Origin of the sequence: Micromonospora sp. MH99 (assembly GCF_021442385.1) — a bacterium.
Lineage (GTDB): Bacteria > Actinomycetota > Actinomycetes > Mycobacteriales > Micromonosporaceae > Micromonospora.
Genome location: NZ_MUZA01000056.1, coordinates 1 through 17,100, shown reverse-complemented (window position 1 = coordinate 17,100; position 17,100 = coordinate 1). Strand labels below are relative to the sequence as shown.

Here is a 17,100-nt window from a genome sequence, read left to right as displayed (position 1 = left end):
GGATAGTGCAGGATTAGATCGTTCAAGTTTCTGGAATGTTTCGCACTTTGCACCGCCAGGGGCCGCGTTGTCAAGATGTCCGCCCCGCACCCCGAGATCTGGAGCCGCACCGTGATCGAACGCCAGCTGCAACCCCTCCTGCACGAGTTGGTGGGGGTGGTGCTCGCCCCGACCAGTGCGCTGGGGGACGCGACCGGGCAGATCCGCCCGACCGGTGTCCAGGGCGTCTTCCACGCCGACGCCCGCGTGCTCTCCCGGGCCGAACTGCGCGTCGACGACCAGGAGCTGGAGGGGCTGACTCGCGGCGCGGACGGCCCGCACGGCGTCCGCTTCGTGGCCCTGGCACGCTGGCTCGGCGATCCCACGCCCGACCCCACCGTCCGCGTCGACCGGCTCCGTCGGGCCACTCGCAACGGCCTCACCGAGGAACTGCGGATCGTCTCCACCGCCACCGTCGGCGTACGGGCCACGGTGAGCGTCGACCTCGGCTGCGACCTGGCGCCCATCGAGGTGGTCAAGTCCGGTGGCGCGGCCGTGCCGCTGGAGGCCAAGACCGGCCAGCCGGGCCTGCTCACCTGGTCGGCGGAGGGCATCACCGTCACCGTCACCGCGCCCGACGCCGACGTGCTCACCGCCGACGAACGGGCCACCGCGCCCCGACTGGCCTGGCCGATCGACCTGCCACCCGGGGGCGAGACGGTGCTGCGCTGGCAGGTGACCGTTGACGACCCGCGCGCCGTGGTGATCGCCCCGGGCGGCGAACCGGAGTGGGCCCGACCCGAGGTGACCGCCGACGACCGGCGACTGGTCCGCTTCCTCGACCGCAGCCTGGACGACCTGCGCGGGCTACGCCTGGCCGAGACCGGCGCCCCCGGGGACGTCTTCCTCGGCGCCGGAGTGCCCTGGTTCCTGACCCTGTTCGGCCGGGACAGCCTCTGGGCGGCGCGGATGATGCTGCCGCTCGGCACCGACCTGGCCGCCGGCACCCTGCGCGTCCTCGCCCGTCGCCAGGGCACCCGCGTCGACCCGGCCACCGGGGAGGCCCCCGGCAAGATCCTGCACGAGCTGCGCGGGCAGGAGTTCGCGCTGCCCGGGAACGGGCTGCGCCTCCCGCCTGCCTACTACGGCACCGTCGACGCCACAATGCTCTGGGTCAACCTCCTGCACGACGCGTGGCGCTGGGGCCTGCCGGCCGAGCAGATCGAGCCTCTGCTGCCGCACCTGGAGGCCGCCCTGCGTTGGCTCGGCGAGCACGCCGACCCCGACGGCGACGGCCTCGTCGAGTACGTCGACACCACCGGCCACGGGCTGTCCAACCAGGGCTGGAAGGACTCCGGCGACGCCGTACGGTTCCACGACGGCTCCCTGGCCACCGCGCCCATCGTGCTGGCCGAGGTGCAGGGGTACGCGCACGAGGCGGCGGTGAACGGCGCCGCCCTGCTGGACGCCTTCGGCCGCCCCGATGGGGACCGCTGGCGCGAGCACGCCGCCACGCTGGCCCGCCGGTTCCGGGACAGCTTCTGGGTCGACGGCCGGTACGGCCCGCAGCCCGCCCTGGCCCTCGACCGCGACAAGCGCCCCGTCGACTCACTGACCAGCAACATCGGTCACCTGCTCGGCACCGGCCTGCTCACCGTCGAGGAGGAGGCCCAGGTCGCCCGCCTGCTCACCACCGACACGCTGACCGGCGGCTTCGGACTACGGACGATGTCCACCGACGACGCCGGCTTCAGTCCGCTGTCGTACCACTGCGGTTCGATCTGGACCCACGACACAGCGATCGTGCTCGCCGGGCTGGCTCGCGGCGGGCACCGCGACGCCGCGCTCGGCCTGGCCGAGGGGCTGCTCGCGGCGGCCGAGGCGTTCGACTACCGGATGCCGGAGCTGTACGGCGGCGACGACCGGGCGCTGCTCGACCGCCCGGTGCCGTACCCGGCGGCGTGCCGGCCGCAGGCGTGGGCCGCGGCGGGTGCCGTGCTGCTGCTCCAGGCCGCCACGGGCCTCTACCCCGACGTGCCCGGCGAAACGGTCCGGCTGACCCCGCTGGCCGGCCCCGAACTGGGCGCCGTGCGCGCCGCCAACCTCCGCGTGGCCGGCAGACCGGTGACAGTCACGGTGAACCGCACCGGCGAAGCCACGATGACAGGCCACCCCACCCCCCTGAAGACCTCGAACCTCCCCACCCAACGCCACCCCAGAACCCCATCCAACCCCCGCTAACCCCCACCCCGTCCCCGCCCTCGCCGCCGTCCCCGCCCCGCCGCCGTCCCCGTCGCCGCCGTCCTCGTCGATCATGGAGTCGTGGTGGGCAGCAGCTCCACATGCGTCCCTTTTGCGGGGCACCACAACTCCATGATCGACTCCGGTCAGGCCGGGCCGGTCAGGGCCGGGCCGGGGGTCAGGGGGTTCGTTCGGCGATCAGCTCGTCGTCGTCCACGCCGCCCGTGGGGTGGAAGCCGAGGGAGGCGTAAAGGGCCGCTGCCGGGGTGTTGTCCGGGTGGTACGAGAGGCGGACCGGGGGGTTCCCGTCTCGGGCCGCCAGCCAGGGCGCCAACGTCTGCACGGTGGCCCGGCCGACGCCCCGGCCCTGCTCCGCGGCGTCGATCAGCATTCCGCCGATCCAGTGCGAGCCGTCGTCGTCCACACCCCACATGACGTGGCCGACGACTGTCTCGTCGGCGTACACCGCGAGCGAGGTCCACACCTGCGAGCGGCTACTCAGCAGCAGGTACCGTGCGCCCAGCGCGGCCACGAACCGACGCTGGTCGTCGCGCGGGGCGACGTCCGCGACCGCCCGCCAGTTGTCGTCGTCCACCGGGCGCAGCGTCACTCTCCGCCCGACCCGATCCAGGTGTCCCGCATCGATCATCCGGCGGATGCTACCCGGACCCGCAACGCCTTCAGATCTTGGACAGTTTCCGTCAACGCGGAACGGAAAGTGTCCAAGATCTGCGCCGGCATCGGCGCGGGCGAGCGGCCCGGTCAGTCGAGGAGGGCGTCCAGGCCGACGGTGAGGCCGGGGCGGTTGCGTACCGCGCGGACGGCCAGCAGCACGCCGGGCATGAAGGACACCCGGTCGTACGAGTCGTGGCGGATGGTCAACGTCTCGCCGGTGCCGCCGAACAGCACCTCCTGGTGCGCGACGAGGCCGGTGGCGCGCACCGCGTGGACGCGTACGCCGTCGATGTCGGCGCCCCGCGCGCCTGGCACCTCGTCCTTTGTGGCGTCCGGCGCGGGCCCGAGACCGGCCTCGGCGCGCGCCCGGGCGATCTGCCGGGCGGTGTGCGTGGCGGTGCCGCTCGGGGCGTCCAGCTTGCGCGGGTGGTGCTGCTCGATGATCTCGACGGACTCGAAGTGCCGGGCGGCCCGCGCGGCGAACTGCATCATCAGCACCGCGCCGATGCCGAAGTTCGGGGCGATGACCACGCCCACCCCGGGCTTGTCGGCGAGCCAGCCGCGCACCTGCTCCAGCCGCTGCTCGGTGAAGCCGGTCGTGCCGACGACCGCGCTGATGCCCTGCTCGATGCACCACTTCAGGTTGTCCATGACGACGTCCGGCGTGGTGAAGTCGACGACCACGTGGGCGCCGGAGACGGCGGAACGGCTGTCGCCCTGGTCGATCGACGCCGCCAGTTCGAGGTCGTCGGCGGCGTCGACCGCCTTGCAGACCTCGATGCCCATCCGGCCGCGGGCACCGAACACGCCGACGCGGGTCTTCTCCTGCTCGTCAGTCACGCGGCACAACCTATCCCAATCGGGACGCGCCACCACTGCCGGATCCGGTCCGCTCCACCGACCGGGACGTGCCCGGCCGTATGGACGACCGCCCTACAGACCACGGCTCTGCGGACGACCGCCCTACAGACCACGGCTTTGCGAGCGACCGCCCAACAGACCACGGCACTGCGGGCGACCGCCCTGCGAGCGACGGCCCTCAGGCGGAGAAGTCGCCCTTACCGAACGGGCCGACGACGGCCAGCGACATCGGCCGGCTGAGCAACTCGGCGGCGAGGGTGTTCACGTCCTCGACGCTGACCTCGTCGACCCGGCGGAGCAGCTCGTCCACCGGCATCAGGTCGCTGTAGAGCAGCTCACCCTTGGCGAGCCTGCTCATCCGGGAGCCGGTGTCCTCCAGGCCGAGCACGAACGAGCCCTTGCTCATCCCCTTGCCCCGGGCCACCTCGGCCTCGGTCAACCCGTCGGCGGCCACCCGGGCCAGCTCGGCGCGGGTCAGGGCCAGCACCTCGTCCACCTTGCCCGGCGCGCAGCCGGCGTAGACGGCGAACAGGCCGCTGTCGGCGTACTGGCTGGCGTAGGAGTAGACCGAGTACGCCAGGCCGCGCTGCTCGCGGATCTCCTGGAAGAGGCGGCTGGACATGCCGCCACCGAGGACGTTGTTGAGCACCCCGAGGGCGAAACGCCTGTCGTCGGTGCGGTCGATGCCGGGGCAGCCCAGCAGGACGTGCGCCTGCTCGGTCTCCTTCGGCTCGACCAGGGTGGTGGCCGGCTTGGTGCGTACCGCCGGAGTGGCCGCGCGGTGTGCGGCCGGTGCGGCGGGGTCGCTGTCCAGTGGCGTGCCGCGCACGGCCTGCCGGACCAGCTTGACCACCGCGGCGTGGTCGAGGTTGCCGGCGGCGGCGATGACGATCTGCGGCGCGGTGTAGTGACCCCGGTAGAAGCTCTGGATCTGCCGCCGGGTCATCGGCGTGACGGTCTCCTCGGTGCCGGAGATCAGTCGGCCCAGCGGGTGGTCGCCGTAGACGGCCCGGGCGAAGAGGTCGTGCACCTCGTCACCTGGTTCGTCGTCGTGCATGGCGATCTCCTCCAGGATCACGCCACGCTCGGTCTCCACGTCGGCCGGCTCCAGCAGCGAGTCGGCGACCAGGTCGCACATCACGTCGATCGCCAGCGGCAGGTCCTCGTCCAGCACCCGGGCGTAGTAGCAGGTGTATTCCTTCGTGGTGAAGGCGTTCGTCTCGCCACCCACCGCCTCGATCTGCGAGGAGATCTCCAAGGCAGTGCGCTTGTGGGTGCCCTTGAAGAGCAGGTGCTCCAAGAAGTGCGCGGCACCGGCCTGCGGACGGGTCTCGTCCCGCGAACCGACCGCCACCCAGATGCCGAAGGACACGCTGCGCATCGCCGGGATCGCCTCGGTCAGCACGCGCAGGCCGCTGGGCAGCACGGTACGTCGTACCGTGCCGCCCAGCGGGTCGTCGCTGAGCGTCCGGGTCACCGCACGGGCGGCGCCGCCGGAGCGGCCCACCCCGGTGTCCCGAGACGGGGCCACCCCCCGTCGATCCGGTGGAAACGGCGCACTGAAGGCCCGACTCACGTGTTGCTCCCGGTTCGACGAGGGGTGGGTGTTGCAGGTGCTGGTGGTCAGCTGTGCCGGGTCCGGCGGCGCGGACGCTCGCCGCCCTCGCCACCACCCTCGCCGCCGCCGCCACCCTCGCCACGGTCACCGCGCTCCGGGCCACGCCCGCCCCGGTCGCCGCCACGCTCGCGGTCGCCCCGGTCACGCGGACCCCGGTCACCCCGGTCGCGGCCGGAGGGACGGTCGCCACCGGCGGCCTCACCGGCGGCCGGCGCCTCGGCGCCCTCCGGGCGGACCTTGTCCAGGTAGATCTTGCCGCGGGCGTCGATGTCAGCGATCTCGACCTCGACCCGGTCACCGACGTTGAGGAAGTCCTCCACGCGCTCGACCCGCTTGCCGTCGCCCACCTTGGAGATGTGCAGCAGGCCGTCGCGGCCCGGCAGCAGCGAGATGAACGCGCCGAACGCGGCGGTCTTGACCACCGTGCCGAGGAACCGCTCGCCCTGCTTGGGCAGCGTCGGGTTGGCGATCCCGTTGATCCGGTCGACGGCGGCCTGGGCCGACGGGCCGTTGGTCGCGCCGACGTAGATCGTGCCGTCGTCCTCGATGGAGATCTCGGCGCCGGTCTCGTCCTGGATCGCGTTGATGGTCTGACCCTTCGGGCCGATCACCATGCCGATCTTGTCGACCGGGATCTTGACGGTGGTGACCCGCGGCGCGTAGTCCGACATCTCGGCCGGAGCCTCGATGGCGGCCTTCATGACACCGAGGATGATCTGCCGGGCCTCGTTCGCCTGCTGCAACGCGGCGGCCAGCACGTCCGACGGGATGCCGTTGAGCTTGGTGTCGAGCTGCAGCGCGGTGACGAACTCCGGGGTGCCGGCGACCTTGAAGTCCATGTCACCGAACGCGTCCTCGGCGCCGAGGATGTCGGTAAGCGTGACGTACTGCGTCTTGCCGTCCACCTCGTCGGAGATGAGGCCCATGGCGATGCCGGCGACCGGCGCCTTCAGCGGGACACCCGCGGAGAGCAGGCCCAGCGTCGACGCGCAGACCGAACCCATCGAGGTGGAGCCGTTGGAGCCGAGCGCCTCGGAGACCTGCCGGATGGCGTACGGGAACTCCTCGCGCGACGGCAGCACCGGGATCAGCGCACGCTCGGCGAGAGCGCCGTGGCCGATCTCGCGCCGCTTCGGCGAGCCGACCCGGCCGGTCTCACCCGTCGAGTACGGCGGGAAGTTGTAGTTGTGCATGTAGCGCTTGCGGTTCTCCGGGGACAGCGTGTCCACCATCTGCTCCATGCGGAGCATGTTCAGCGTGGTGACACCCAGGATCTGGGTCTCGCCGCGCTCGAACAACGCCGAACCGTGCACCCGGGGCAGCACGCCGACCTCGGCGGTCAGCGGCCGGATGTCGCGCGGGCCGCGGCCGTCCATGCGGACCTGCTCGCGCAGCACGCGGTTGCGCACCTCGGACTTGGTCAGCGAGCGGAAGGCGGCGCTGAGCTCCTTCTCCCGACCCTCGAACCGAGCGCCCAACTCCTCGGCGACCCGGGCCTTGACGCGGTCCAGGGCTTCCTCGCGGTCCGCCTTGCCGGCGATGGTGATCGCCTCGGCCACGTCGGCGCGGGCCAGGTCGGCGACCGCGTCGTACACGTCGTCCTGGTAGTCCAGGAAGACGGGGAACTCGGTGACCGGCTTGGCGGCGACCTCGGCCAGCTCGCTCTGCGCGCGGCACAGCTCGCGGATCGCCGGCTTGGCGGCCTCCAGGCCGCTGGCGACGATCTCCTCGGTCGGGGCGGTGGCGCCGGCCGAGATGAGGGCGACGGCGTTCGGGGTGGCCTCGGCCTCGACCATCATGATCGCGACGTCGCCGTCATCGAGGGTGCGGCCGGCCACGACCATGTCGAAGGTGGCGCGGGCCAGCTCCTCCAGGGTCGGGAAGGCGACCCACTGGCCGTCGATGTGCGCGACCCGGGTCGCGCCGATCGGGCCGGAGAACGGCAGGCCGGAGAGCTTGGTCGACATCGAGGCCGCGTTGATGGCCACCACGTCGTACGGGTGCTGCGGGTCGAGCGCGAGGATGGTCTCGACGACCTGGACCTCGTTGCGCAGGCCCTTCACGAAGGACGGGCGCAGCGGCCGGTCGATCAGGCGGCAGGTGAGGATCGCGTCCTCGCTTGGCCGACCCTCACGGCGGAAGAACGAGCCGGGGATCCGGCCCGCGGCGTACATCCGCTCCTCGACGTCGACGGTCAGCGGGAAGAAGTCGAACTGCTCCTTCGGGTGCTTACCGGCGGTGGTGGCGGAGAGAACCACCGTCTCGCCCAGCTGGGCGATGACGGAACCGGCGGCCTGGCGAGCCAGCCGACCGGTGGAGAAGGTGATCTCGCGGGTGCCGAAGGACCCGTTGTCGATCACGGCGGTGCGGGATTCGGTGCCGAGTTTGGTCTCGGTCATGTGCTGTCGTGCTCCTTCGCGTCGTGGGCCCGCGACGTCGGGGAGCTGCTCAGCCGGCCGGTCTTCGATCGAAGCGCCCGGGTGCCGGCGTGCTGCCGGGTTCCCGGGGGCCACTACCGGAGACCGGTACGCTGACCGGCTCCCTCTCGGGTTGGTCGCGCGGCCCGTGTTCTTCAGGTGGGACGCCGATCGGGGGAGCGGCCGGTCGGCCACTCCCCCGTCACGTCACCGGCGCAGACCGAGCCGCTCGATGAGCGTCCGGTAGCGGGCAATGTCCTTCTTCTGGACGTAGTTGAGCAGCCGACGGCGACGGCCGACCAGCAGCAGCAGCCCACGGCGGCTGTGGTGGTCGTGCTTGTGCACCTTCAGGTGCTCGGTCAGCTCGGCGATCCGCTTGGTGAGGACCGCGACCTGGACCTCCGGCGAACCGGTGTCGCCCTCGGCGGTCGCGTACTCCGCGCGGATGCTGGCCTTGGCTTCCTGGTCGAGCGCCATGTTCTCCCTGTTTCGATGGGTTGATCAAGTAGGTGTCCGTCGTCCCGATGGACCGGGAACGGACCGGTACCTCGCACCCGCGGCGTCGAGCAGGCACGCGAGGCCCCACGCCGGTCACCCGACGTCCCCGCAAGACTACCAGCACCCACGGGTAACACCCGGCCAAGGGCCTGCGCGGCCCGGTAGATGATCAGCTCAGAGCGCTCCGGGTGCGTGCGACGTCCTGTTCGATCTGGGCGATCAACGGCTCGATCGAGTCGTACCGGACCTGACCGCGCAGGTGCGCCACGAAGTCCAGGGCCAGCCGCTCGCCGTACAGGTCGCCGTCGAAGTCCAGCGCGTACGCCTCCACCCGCCGCTCCCGACCGGAGAAGGTCGGGTTGGTGCCGACCGACACGGCGGACATCAGCGGTTCGGACTGCCCACGACGGATCAGGCGGGCGGCGTACACCCCGTCGGCGGGGACCGCCGCGTACCGGTGGCAGAGCAGGTTCGCGGTGGGGAACCCCAGCACCCGGCCGCGTTGGTCGCCGCGGACCACCACGCCCTCCACCCGGTGCGGGCGGCCCAGCGCGGCCGCCGCTGCGCCCACGTCGCCGGCGTCGACGCAGGAGCGGATGTACGTGGAGGAGAAGACCGTGCCGTCCTGCGCGACCAGCGGGCCGCCCTCCACCCCGAAGCCGAAGGTCTTGCCCAGCCGCTCCAGCAGCGCCACGTCGCCCGCGGCGCGGTGCCCGAAGCGGAAGTTGCCGCCGACCACCACCAGCGCCGCGTGCAGGTGCTCGACCAGGATGTCGTGCACGAACTGCTCGGGCGGCAGCCGGGAGAACTCCGGGGTGAACGGCACCACGCAGAGCACGTCCACGCCGAGCGCCTCGATCAGTTCCGCCTTGCGGGCCGGCTCGGTGAGCACGGCCGGGTGCGAGCCGGGGCGGACCACCTCGGCCGGGTGCGGATCGAACGTGACCACCACCGACTGCACGCCCAGCTCCCGGGCCCGGGCCACGGCGTGCCCGATGGTCGCCTGGTGCCCCTTGTGCACGCCGTCGAAGACGCCGATGGTGACGACCGAGCGTCCCCAGCCGCCGGGCGCCGCGTCGTACCCCCGCCACCGCTGCATGCCGTTCCTCTCCTGCTGTCCCGCCGGTCGGCGGGTCGACACCGCCGGCTGGAAGCCGGCGGACCTGCGTACCGCCGTCAGGCCGGGGCGAGCACGATCTCCGCGCGGGCCCGCCCGTCCCGCTCGCTGACGATAGCGATCAGAGCACCGGTCGGTCCGAAGACGGCGTACGGCCCGGCGATGCCGGCCGGGCCCAGCGGACCGCCGTGGCCGAGCACCTTCGCCTCGTCGGGTGTCGCCTCCCGGCGCGGGAAGAACCGGTCGGCCGCCGCGTCGAGCGGCAGGTTCACCACGGCCGGGGCGCGCTGCTCCAACTCGTCGAGCGTGGCCGCCTCGGTGAGCGTGAAGCCACCCACCGCGGTCCGACGCAACGCGGTCAGGTGCCCACCGACGCCGAGCGCCAGACCCGCGTCCCGGGCGATGGCCCGGATGTACGTCCCCGAGGAGCAGGTGACGTCGACGTCCACGTCCACCACGTCCGGCTCGGTGCGGCGGATCGCCAGCACCTCCAGCCGGGAGATGGTGACCCGCCGCGCCGGCAGCTCGACGCTCTCGCCGTCACGCACCCGCTTGTACGCCCGCTGGCCGTCGATCTTGATGGCGCTGACCGCGCTCGGCACCTGGTCGACCTCGCCGGTCAGGGGCGTCAGCGCGGCCCGGACGGCCTCGTCGGTGACGTGGCCGGCCGGGGTGCTGGCGATCACGTCGCCCTCGGCGTCGTCGGTGACGGTGGCCTGGCCGAGCCGGATCGTGCCGGTGTAGCTCTTGCCCGCGCCGATGACGTAGGTCAGCAGTCGGGTGGCCCGCCCCACACCGATCACCAGGACACCGGTGGCCATCGGGTCGAGGGTGCCGCCGTGCCCGACGCGGCGGGTCTTCGCCAGCCGGCGGATCCGCGCCACCACGTCGTGCGACGTCATGCCGCCGGGCTTGTCGACAACGATCAGACCATCGGGGGTGCTCACGTCGTCCAAGCCTGCCAGACAGCCCAGCGGCGACCGGAGTCGCCCGGCGCCCTCCGGCCCGCCCCCAGGCGTACGCCCCGGGGTGGCGGCCCGGCGACGGCGAGGACTGCCGAGCCGGAGCCGGTCCGTCAGCGGGTCGCGCCGACCACGGCCCAGGCGCCGTTGCGCAGGCGCAGCAGCAGGGCGACCAGCCGGATCGCCACGAAGAGGGTGAGCCCGGCCCAGATGCCGCCCAACCCCAGGTCCAGCCCGTACGCCAGCCAGATGGCCGGCAGGAAACCGCCGAGCGCCGCCACGATGGTGAGGTTGCGCAGGTAGCGCACGTCGCCCGCGCCGATCAGCACGCCGTCGAGCGCGAACACCACCCCGGCCAGGGGCTGCATGGCGACGAACCACGGCCAGGCCACCATGGCCTGCTCGCGTACCTGCTCGTCGGAGCTGAACCAGGACGGCACGACACCGGCCCCGGCGGCGATCAGCAGCGCGAAGGCGACGCCGCAGACGCCGCCGAGCACGCCGATCCGGCGAGCCAGCGCACGGGCGTCCGCCGCGTCGCCGGCGCCCAGCGCGGCGCCGACCAGGGACTGCGCGGCGATGGCGAGGGCGTCGAGCACCAGCGCCGTGAAGAACCAGAGTTGCAGGGCGATCTGGTGCGCGCCGACGGCGGCGGCGCCGAAGCGGGCGGCCACGGCAGTCGCGGAGAGGAAGCTGGCCTGGAACGCCACGCCGCGGATCAGCAGGTCCCGGCTGAGCACGAGTTGCTGGCGGATCACCCGGGGTCGGGGCCGCAGCGACACCCGTTCGGCGACCAGCGCCGCGGCGAAGAGCCCACCGGCGATCGTCTGGGCGACCACGTTGGCGACCGCCGAACCGGTCAGGCCGAGGCCGGCGGGATAGACCAGCAGCGGGCAGAGCAGGGCGGAGAGCAGGTTGGGGCCGAGCACGAAGAACAGCGGCCGCCGGGTGTCCTGCACACCGCGCAGCCAGCCGTTGCCGGCGGCGGCGAGCAGCAGGCCGGGGGCGCCGAGCGCCGCGATCCGCAGCCACGCGGCGGCGGCGTCGGCGACGTCGCCGGGACCTCCGGCGAGGGTACGCGCCAGCGTGCCCCCGCCGATCTGCATGCCGATCGCGACCAGCAGCCCGACGCCGAACGCGAGCCACGACGACTGGACTCCCTCGGCCACGGCGGCCGCCCGGTCGCCGGCGCCGAAGCGGCGGGCCGACCGCCCGGTGGTGCCGTACGCGACGACGGTGCCGAGCCAGGCGGTGAGCGTCATCACCGTGCCGCCGACGGCGAGCGCCGCGAGGGGCACCCGACCGAGGTGACCGACGACTGCCGTGTCGACGAGCACGTAGAGCGGCTCGGCGGCGAGGACGACGAGGGCTGGCAACGCGAGGCCGGCGATGCGGCGCGGCGAGGCGGATCGGTCGGTGGTGGCAGGGTGGCTCATCGCCGCCGATCCTGGCACGACGACGGTAAGGATCGCAATCCCGCCGAGGACTTACTCCAGCGGAGGCGTCACCGCTCGGCGGACTGGCTCACTGGCGGGTGTCCATCGACGTCTGCAGCGCGCGGCGGGCCTGCTCGCGGGCGTCGTCGGTGGTGGTCTCGGGCTTGGGCTTGTTCGGCATGGTGGCGCTCCTTCCAGGGTGCGAGCCACCGGCACGCGGCGGCCCTCACGGGCGGTCGTGCTGAGCGCCCCACGGCGGTCCGGGGTTACCGGAGCAGCCGACTGGGCAGCGTGAGCCCGGGTCGGTCCGACCCTGGAGGGAGGCAGCGCGAGGTGTGGCACCACCGCCCACGACCTGCATCACCACGTGATGCCGGCCGCCTCCCAAGTTATCGTTCAGGTCCACATGCTGCTCTCGGTTCCCGCCATTTGGACGGGCGGCGACCCGGTTCAGCGGGCCAGGAAGTGCCAGCCCAGCCACCACCAGAACCCGAACAGACCGATCCTGCCCACCGGCACCGACCCGACCTCGTAGCGCATCACGTACGCGCAGACCTCGCCCAGGGTCGGTATGCGGGATCCCTCCCGCCGGGCCAGCCACTCGACCCCGACGAACAGGGCCAGCGCGGTGAGGAAACCGCCGATCGCGAGAGCCCGCATCATCGCCGCACCAACCCCCAGAACGCGGCCAGCCAGGCGAACCAGGCCGCCGACCGGGTCAGATGATCCTCCAGCAAGGGGTCGGCCAACCGGGAGAAGGTGGGAAAGTCGTCGCCCACGGCCAACACGAAGGTCGCGCCCTCGAAGACCCCGAAGACCACCACCGGCAGTGCCCACCACGCCGCTCCCGGCCCCAGCCGACGCGGCGCCGGCCGCCGGGGCACCCGGCTGTTCAGACCGAGCCAGATCAACACGCCGCCGGTGCCGAGCGTGTAGAGATTCGCCTCGGTCGAGAACGACGCGAACCGGCCGCCGACGAGGGACAGGCAGAGGAGAACCGGAACGGAGACGGCGGGCCGGTCCCAGGCTCGGGGGGCCTCCACGGTGAGGTCGTGCGGCTGCTCCATCCCGCAATTCTTCCCGTTCTCACACAGCGCGGGAAGACCAACACTCCCCGGAGCTGACCCTGAACTTCCCGCCCCGGATCAGAACGTGGACGGTCGGTGGCGTCGGGCGGCCGTCAGGCGTCGCCGGTGATCAGTGCCCCGGTCAGCTCGCCGCGGATCGCCTCGATGACGTGCTCGGCGGTCCCCCGGCCGGTGAACCCGGCCGCGAACGTGTGGCCACCCCCGCCCAGCGCCACCGCCACGCGACTGACGTTCACCGCGCCCTTGCTCCGCATCGACACGGCCCACTCGTCGGCGGCGGTCTGCTTCAGCACGCAGCTCACGTCCGCCTCGGCGGTGCACCGCACCGAGTCGATCAACGCCTCCAGGACGTACGGCCGCTGATCGTGGCGGGCCAGGTCGTCCAGGGTGGCGAAGGTCCACACCAGCCCCCGGCCGTCGGCCGCGGTCGGCTCCAGCCGAGCACGGCCGAGCACCTCCCCGAACAGGCGGACCGCGCCGAAGGGTCGAGTGTCGAACACCCGCCGGGAGATGTCCCCGGGCGAGATGCCTGTGGACAGCAGCCGGGCGGCGAGCTGGTGCACCGCCGGAGTGGTCGCCTCGAACCGGAACGAGCCGGTGTCCGTGGTCAACGCCACGTACAGGCACTCGGCGATGGCCCGATCCAGCGGTACGCCCAGTCGCGCCAACAGCTGCTCGGCCACCACCGACGTGGCGGCGGCCCGCGGGTCGACCAGGTTGACGGAGCCGAAGCCCGGGTTCGAGGCGTGGTGGTCGAGCACCAGGACGGCAGGAGCCGTCGACAGCCGACCGGCCAGCTCACCGAGGCGCGACTCGCTGGCCGCGTCGAAGCAGATCACCAGATCCGGGGCCGGATCCGCGGCGCCGGCCGGGACCAGCAGCTCCAAGCCGGGCAGCCCCCGGAACGGCTCGGGCACCTCCGGCGGCCCGGGAAAAGTCGCCTGCAACCCGGATACGCCGAGCTGGCGCAGGCCCAGACCGAAACCGAGCATGCTGCCCAGCGCGTCCCCGTCCGGGTTGACGTGGCAGATCAGCAGCACCCGGCTGGTCGGCCCGACGGCACGGATCAGCGCCTCGGCCGCGGCCCAGTCCGCCTCGGCCGGGCCGGTGTCGACCGGCGCGACGAGTTGTGCACCGGCGGCGGCCGTCACCGCGCTGCCCCACCCCGGGGGTTCTCCGGGACGTCGGCGGCCTCGTCGGTCTCGTCGGTCTCGTCGTCGGTCTCGTCGTCGTCGACCCGGTAGGGCTGCGCCTCGCCCGCGTACTCCGCCCGGGCGGCGAGCCGCTGCACCTCCGCGTCGGCGTTGCGGGCGGCGGCGAGCAGATCGTCGATGTGCTTGACCTGGTCCTGCACGTCGTCCAGGACGAAGGTGAGCGTCGGCGAGTGCCGCAACCCGAGCGCCTTGCCGACCGTGCTGCGCAGCAGCCCCTTGGCGCTCTCCAGAGCCGCCGCCGTGTCCGCCTGGGCCACCGCGTCACCGAGCACCGTGTAGAAGACCGTCGCGTCGCGCAGGTCAGCGGTGATCCGGGCATCAGTGATGGTGATCATGCCGAGCCGCGGGTCCTTGATCTGGCTCCGCACCACCGACGCGACCAGCTCACGCACCCGTTCCGCGTGCCGGCGTACCTTGGCCGGATCAGACATCTCGCCACCTCCACGGCGTCCTGCTCCCGGCCGACCCGGCGACCCGGGGCCGCCGGCCGACCGGCCAACATGTCGAACACTACCTTCGCGGCGGCGCCGGTCGCCCGGCACCGCCGGCACCCCGGGTCAGTCGTCGTCCACGCCGTACAGCCGGCGCCGGACCGACAACAACTCGACCTCGGGGCGCGCGGCCACCAGGCGCTCGCACGAGTCGAGCACCTCGCGGACGTGCGCCGCTTCGGCGGCGACCACCGCCACCGCTATCTCCGCTCGACCGTGCAGGTCGAGCGCACCCACCTCGGCGGCCGAGACCTCGAAGCGGCGCAGCGCCGCCACGATCGGCCGTACATATGATCTCTTGGCTTTGAGCGACCGGGAGTCGCCCGGCAGCAGCAGGTCGAAGACCGCGTTTCCGGTGAACATCGCCCAGGACGATACCGGCAACCCGCCCCGCATGATCAAGGGGTTTACGCCGGTTGGCGTAAACCCCTTGATCAGCGTGTCACTGCCGGATCAGGCGCGAGCCTTCTCCCGCATCTCGAAGGTCTCGATGACGTCGCCGACCTGGACGTTGTTGTAACCACCCAGGGTCAGACCACACTCGAAGCCCTCGCGGACCTCCGTGGCGTCGTCCTTGAACCGCTTGAGCGAGGTGATCGTGAGGTTGTCCGCCACGACCGCCCCGTCCCGCAGCAGGCGTGCCTTCGCGTTGCGCCGGATGATGCCCGACCGGACGATACAACCGGAGATGTTGCCGATCTTGGACGAGCGGAAGACGTCGCGGATCTCCGCGGTGCCCAGCTCGACCTCCTCGTACTCCGGCTTGAGCAGGCCCTTGAGCGCTGCCTCGATCTCCTCGATGGCCTGGTAGATGATCGTGTAGTACCGGATCTCCACGCCCTCGCGGTCGGCCATCTCGCGGACCTTGTTCGAGGCCCGCACGTTGAAGCCGATGATCGTGACCGGCTCCGACGAGGCACTCGCGAGCATGACGTTGCTCTCGGTGATCGCGCCGACACCCCGGTCGAGGACCTTGAGCTGGACCTCCTCGGGAATGTCGAGGTTGAACAGCGCGTCCTCCAGAGCCTCCACCGAACCGGAGACATCGCCCTTGAGGATGAGGTTGAGCGACGTCTTCTCGCCCTCCTTGAGCTGCTCCATGAGCGTCTCAAGAGTGGCCCGACCACGGGAGTTGGCGAAGGACGCCGCCCGCCGCCGTGCCTGCCGCTGCTCGGCGATCTGCCGCACCGTACGGTCGTCCGCCGCGGCGAGGAACGTGTCGCCCGCGCCGGGAGGCGCGGTCAGACCCAGCACCATGACCGGACGCGCCGGACCGGCCTCGGTGAGCTGGTTGCCGTTCTCGTCGAGCATGGCCCGGACCCGGCCGTGCGCCCCGCCGGCGACGATCGAGTCGCCCGCCCGCAGGGTGCCCTTCTGCACGAGCACCGTCGCCACCGCACCGCGACCCTTGTCCAGGTGCGCCTCGATCGCCACACCCTGCGCCGGCCCGTCGATCGGAGCGGTCAGCTCCAGCGACGCGTCGGCGGTCAGCAGGACAGCCTCGAGCAGTTCCTCGATGCCGATGCCCGGCTTCGCGGCCACGTTGACGAACATGGTGTCGCCGCCGTACTCCTCAGCGACCAGGCCGTACTCGGTCAGCTGCTGGCGGACCTTGTCCGGGTTGGCCTCCGGCTTGTCGACCTTGTTGACCGCGACCACGATCGGCACGTCGGCCGCCTTGGCGTGGTTCAACGCCTCGATGGTCTGCGGCATCACGCCGTCGTCGGCCGCGACCACCAGGATCACGACGTCCGTCACCTGGGCACCACGGGCACGCATGGCGGTGAACGCCTCGTGACCCGGGGTGTCGATGAAGGTCACCGCGCGGTCCTCGCCCTCGTGCGGGACGTGGACCTGGTAGGCACCGATGTGCTGGGTGATGCCACCGGCCTCGCCGGCCACGACGTTCGCCTTACGGATCGCGTCGAGCAGCTTGGTCTTACCGTGGTCGACGTGACCCATGACGGTCACGACCGGCGCACGACTGACCAGACGCTCCTCGGCCACCTCCGCGTCGAGGTCGATGTTGAACTGCGCGAGCAGCTCGCGGTCCTCGTCCTCCGGGCTGACGATCTGCACCTCGAAGCCGAGGTGCACACCCAGCAGCTGCAGGGTCTCGTCAGAGCAGGACTGGGTCGCGGTGACCATCTCGCCCAGGTTGAACATCTCCTGGACCAGCGAACCCGGGTTGGCGTTGATCTTGTCGGCGAAGTCCGACAGCGAGGCGCCACGGGAGAGCCGGACGACCTGACCCTGACCCCGGGGAGCACCCGAGCTCATGGTCGGAGCCGACAGGTTGTCGAACTCCTGTCTGCGCTGCTTCTTGGACTTGCGGCCACGCGTCGGCCGGCCACCCGGACGCCCGAAGGCACCCGCGGCGCCGCCGCCACGGCCACGACCACCGGCACCCGGACGACCGCCGCCGCCCGAGGGAGCGCCCGGACGGAAACCACCGCCGGGAGCACCGCCACCGCCGCCGGGACCGCCACGGTAGCCACCGCCA

At 72.2% G+C, this 17,100-nt stretch carries 15 protein-coding genes; 1 reads left to right on the top strand and 14 read right to left on the bottom strand.

Annotated features, from left to right (window positions below; translation table 11 throughout):
• The first annotated feature begins 75 nt into the window (after positions 1-75).
• Entirely contained in the window at positions 76-2,220 is a 2,145-nt protein-coding gene (locus tag B0E54_RS24180; RefSeq protein WP_234588270.1) for a glycogen debranching N-terminal domain-containing protein, read from the top strand.
• A 178-nt stretch (positions 2,221-2,398) separates the two neighbouring features.
• Here the strand turns inward: B0E54_RS24180 and B0E54_RS24175 are convergent, their stop codons facing one another.
• From B0E54_RS24175 to infB, 14 genes are all read right to left on the bottom strand, one after another.
• A complete protein-coding gene (locus B0E54_RS24175) occupies positions 2,399-2,869 on the bottom strand; it encodes a GNAT family N-acetyltransferase (protein ID WP_234588268.1) in 471 nt (156 codons plus the stop codon).
• 113 nt (positions 2,870-2,982) lie between these two features.
• On the bottom strand, positions 2,983-3,735 hold the full coding sequence (gene dapB / locus B0E54_RS24170; RefSeq protein ID WP_234588266.1) for a 4-hydroxy-tetrahydrodipicolinate reductase: 753 nt from the start codon (positions 3,733-3,735) through the stop codon (positions 2,983-2,985).
• Between the two features lie 199 nt (positions 3,736-3,934).
• Positions 3,935-5,332, bottom strand: a complete 1,398-nt coding sequence (locus B0E54_RS24165; protein ID WP_234588264.1) for a pitrilysin family protein — start codon at positions 5,330-5,332, stop codon at positions 3,935-3,937.
• A 47-nt stretch (positions 5,333-5,379) separates the two neighbouring features.
• A complete protein-coding gene (locus B0E54_RS24160) occupies positions 5,380-7,773 on the bottom strand; it encodes a polyribonucleotide nucleotidyltransferase (RefSeq protein ID WP_234588262.1) in 2,394 nt (797 codons plus the stop codon).
• A 225-nt stretch (positions 7,774-7,998) separates the two neighbouring features.
• On the bottom strand, positions 7,999-8,268 hold the full coding sequence (rpsO, locus tag B0E54_RS24155) for a 30S ribosomal protein S15 (protein WP_007456699.1): 270 nt from the start codon (positions 8,266-8,268) through the stop codon (positions 7,999-8,001).
• Between the two features lie 190 nt (positions 8,269-8,458).
• A complete protein-coding gene (locus tag B0E54_RS24150) occupies positions 8,459-9,388 on the bottom strand; it encodes a bifunctional riboflavin kinase/FAD synthetase (RefSeq protein WP_234588260.1) in 930 nt (309 codons plus the stop codon).
• Positions 9,389-9,465: 77 nt separating this feature from the next.
• Entirely contained in the window at positions 9,466-10,371 is a 906-nt protein-coding gene (truB, locus tag B0E54_RS24145; protein WP_255787578.1) for a tRNA pseudouridine(55) synthase TruB, read from the bottom strand.
• A gap of 110 nt (positions 10,372-10,481) precedes the next feature.
• Positions 10,482-11,804 carry an MATE family efflux transporter gene (locus B0E54_RS24140; RefSeq protein ID WP_234588259.1) on the bottom strand — a complete coding sequence of 441 codons (1,323 nt, stop codon included), beginning with the start codon at positions 11,802-11,804 and terminating at the stop codon, positions 10,482-10,484.
• A 450-nt stretch (positions 11,805-12,254) separates the two neighbouring features.
• Positions 12,255-12,464: a DUF6186 family protein gene (locus tag B0E54_RS24135; RefSeq protein WP_234588302.1), complete on the bottom strand. Its 210-nt coding sequence runs from the start codon at positions 12,462-12,464 to the stop codon at positions 12,255-12,257.
• A complete protein-coding gene (locus B0E54_RS24130) occupies positions 12,464-12,871 on the bottom strand; it encodes a hypothetical protein (protein WP_234588258.1) in 408 nt (135 codons plus the stop codon). The genes B0E54_RS24135 and B0E54_RS24130 overlap by 1 nt, the downstream gene beginning before the upstream one ends.
• Positions 12,872-12,984: 113 nt before the next feature.
• The gene (locus B0E54_RS24125) at positions 12,985-14,043 is read right to left on the bottom strand and encodes a bifunctional oligoribonuclease/PAP phosphatase NrnA (RefSeq protein WP_234588257.1); all 1,059 of its coding nucleotides are present in this window, start codon (positions 14,041-14,043) and stop codon (positions 12,985-12,987) included.
• Positions 14,040-14,537, bottom strand: a complete 498-nt coding sequence (rbfA, locus tag B0E54_RS24120) for a 30S ribosome-binding factor RbfA (RefSeq protein ID WP_234588256.1) — start codon at positions 14,535-14,537, stop codon at positions 14,040-14,042. The genes B0E54_RS24125 and rbfA overlap by 4 nt, the downstream gene beginning before the upstream one ends.
• A gap of 126 nt (positions 14,538-14,663) precedes the next feature.
• Positions 14,664-14,960, bottom strand: coding sequence for a DUF503 domain-containing protein (locus tag B0E54_RS24115; protein ID WP_234588255.1), 297 nt, complete (start codon positions 14,958-14,960; stop codon positions 14,664-14,666).
• A 90-nt stretch (positions 14,961-15,050) separates the two neighbouring features.
• On the bottom strand, positions 15,051-17,100 hold a 2,050-nt coding region (gene infB, locus B0E54_RS24110; protein ID WP_234588254.1), incomplete at its 5' end, for a translation initiation factor IF-2.

What these genes read in the sequence shown, in the direction of transcription:
- B0E54_RS24135 (WP_234588302.1), bottom strand. Translation starts at nt 12,464, where the DNA reads ATGCGGGCTCTCGCGATCGGCGGTTTCCTCACCGCGCTGGCCCTGTTC.
- B0E54_RS24150 (WP_234588260.1), bottom strand. Translation starts at nt 9,388, where the DNA reads ATGCAGCGGTGGCGGGGGTACGACGCGGCGCCCGGCGGCTGGGGACGC.
- B0E54_RS24140 (WP_234588259.1), bottom strand. Translation starts at nt 11,804, where the DNA reads ATGAGCCACCCTGCCACCACCGACCGATCCGCCTCGCCGCGCCGCATC.
- rbfA (WP_234588256.1), bottom strand. Translation starts at nt 14,537, where the DNA reads ATGTCTGATCCGGCCAAGGTACGCCGGCACGCGGAACGGGTGCGTGAG.
- B0E54_RS24115 (WP_234588255.1), bottom strand. Translation starts at nt 14,960, where the DNA reads ATGTTCACCGGAAACGCGGTCTTCGACCTGCTGCTGCCGGGCGACTCC.
- B0E54_RS24180 (WP_234588270.1), top strand. Translation starts at nt 76, where the DNA reads ATGTCCGCCCCGCACCCCGAGATCTGGAGCCGCACCGTGATCGAACGC.
- rpsO (WP_007456699.1), bottom strand. Translation starts at nt 8,268, where the DNA reads ATGGCGCTCGACCAGGAAGCCAAGGCCAGCATCCGCGCGGAGTACGCG.
- B0E54_RS24130 (WP_234588258.1), bottom strand. Translation starts at nt 12,871, where the DNA reads ATGGAGCAGCCGCACGACCTCACCGTGGAGGCCCCCCGAGCCTGGGAC.
- B0E54_RS24160 (WP_234588262.1), bottom strand. Translation starts at nt 7,773, where the DNA reads ATGACCGAGACCAAACTCGGCACCGAATCCCGCACCGCCGTGATCGAC.
- B0E54_RS24175 (WP_234588268.1), bottom strand. Translation starts at nt 2,869, where the DNA reads ATGATCGATGCGGGACACCTGGATCGGGTCGGGCGGAGAGTGACGCTG.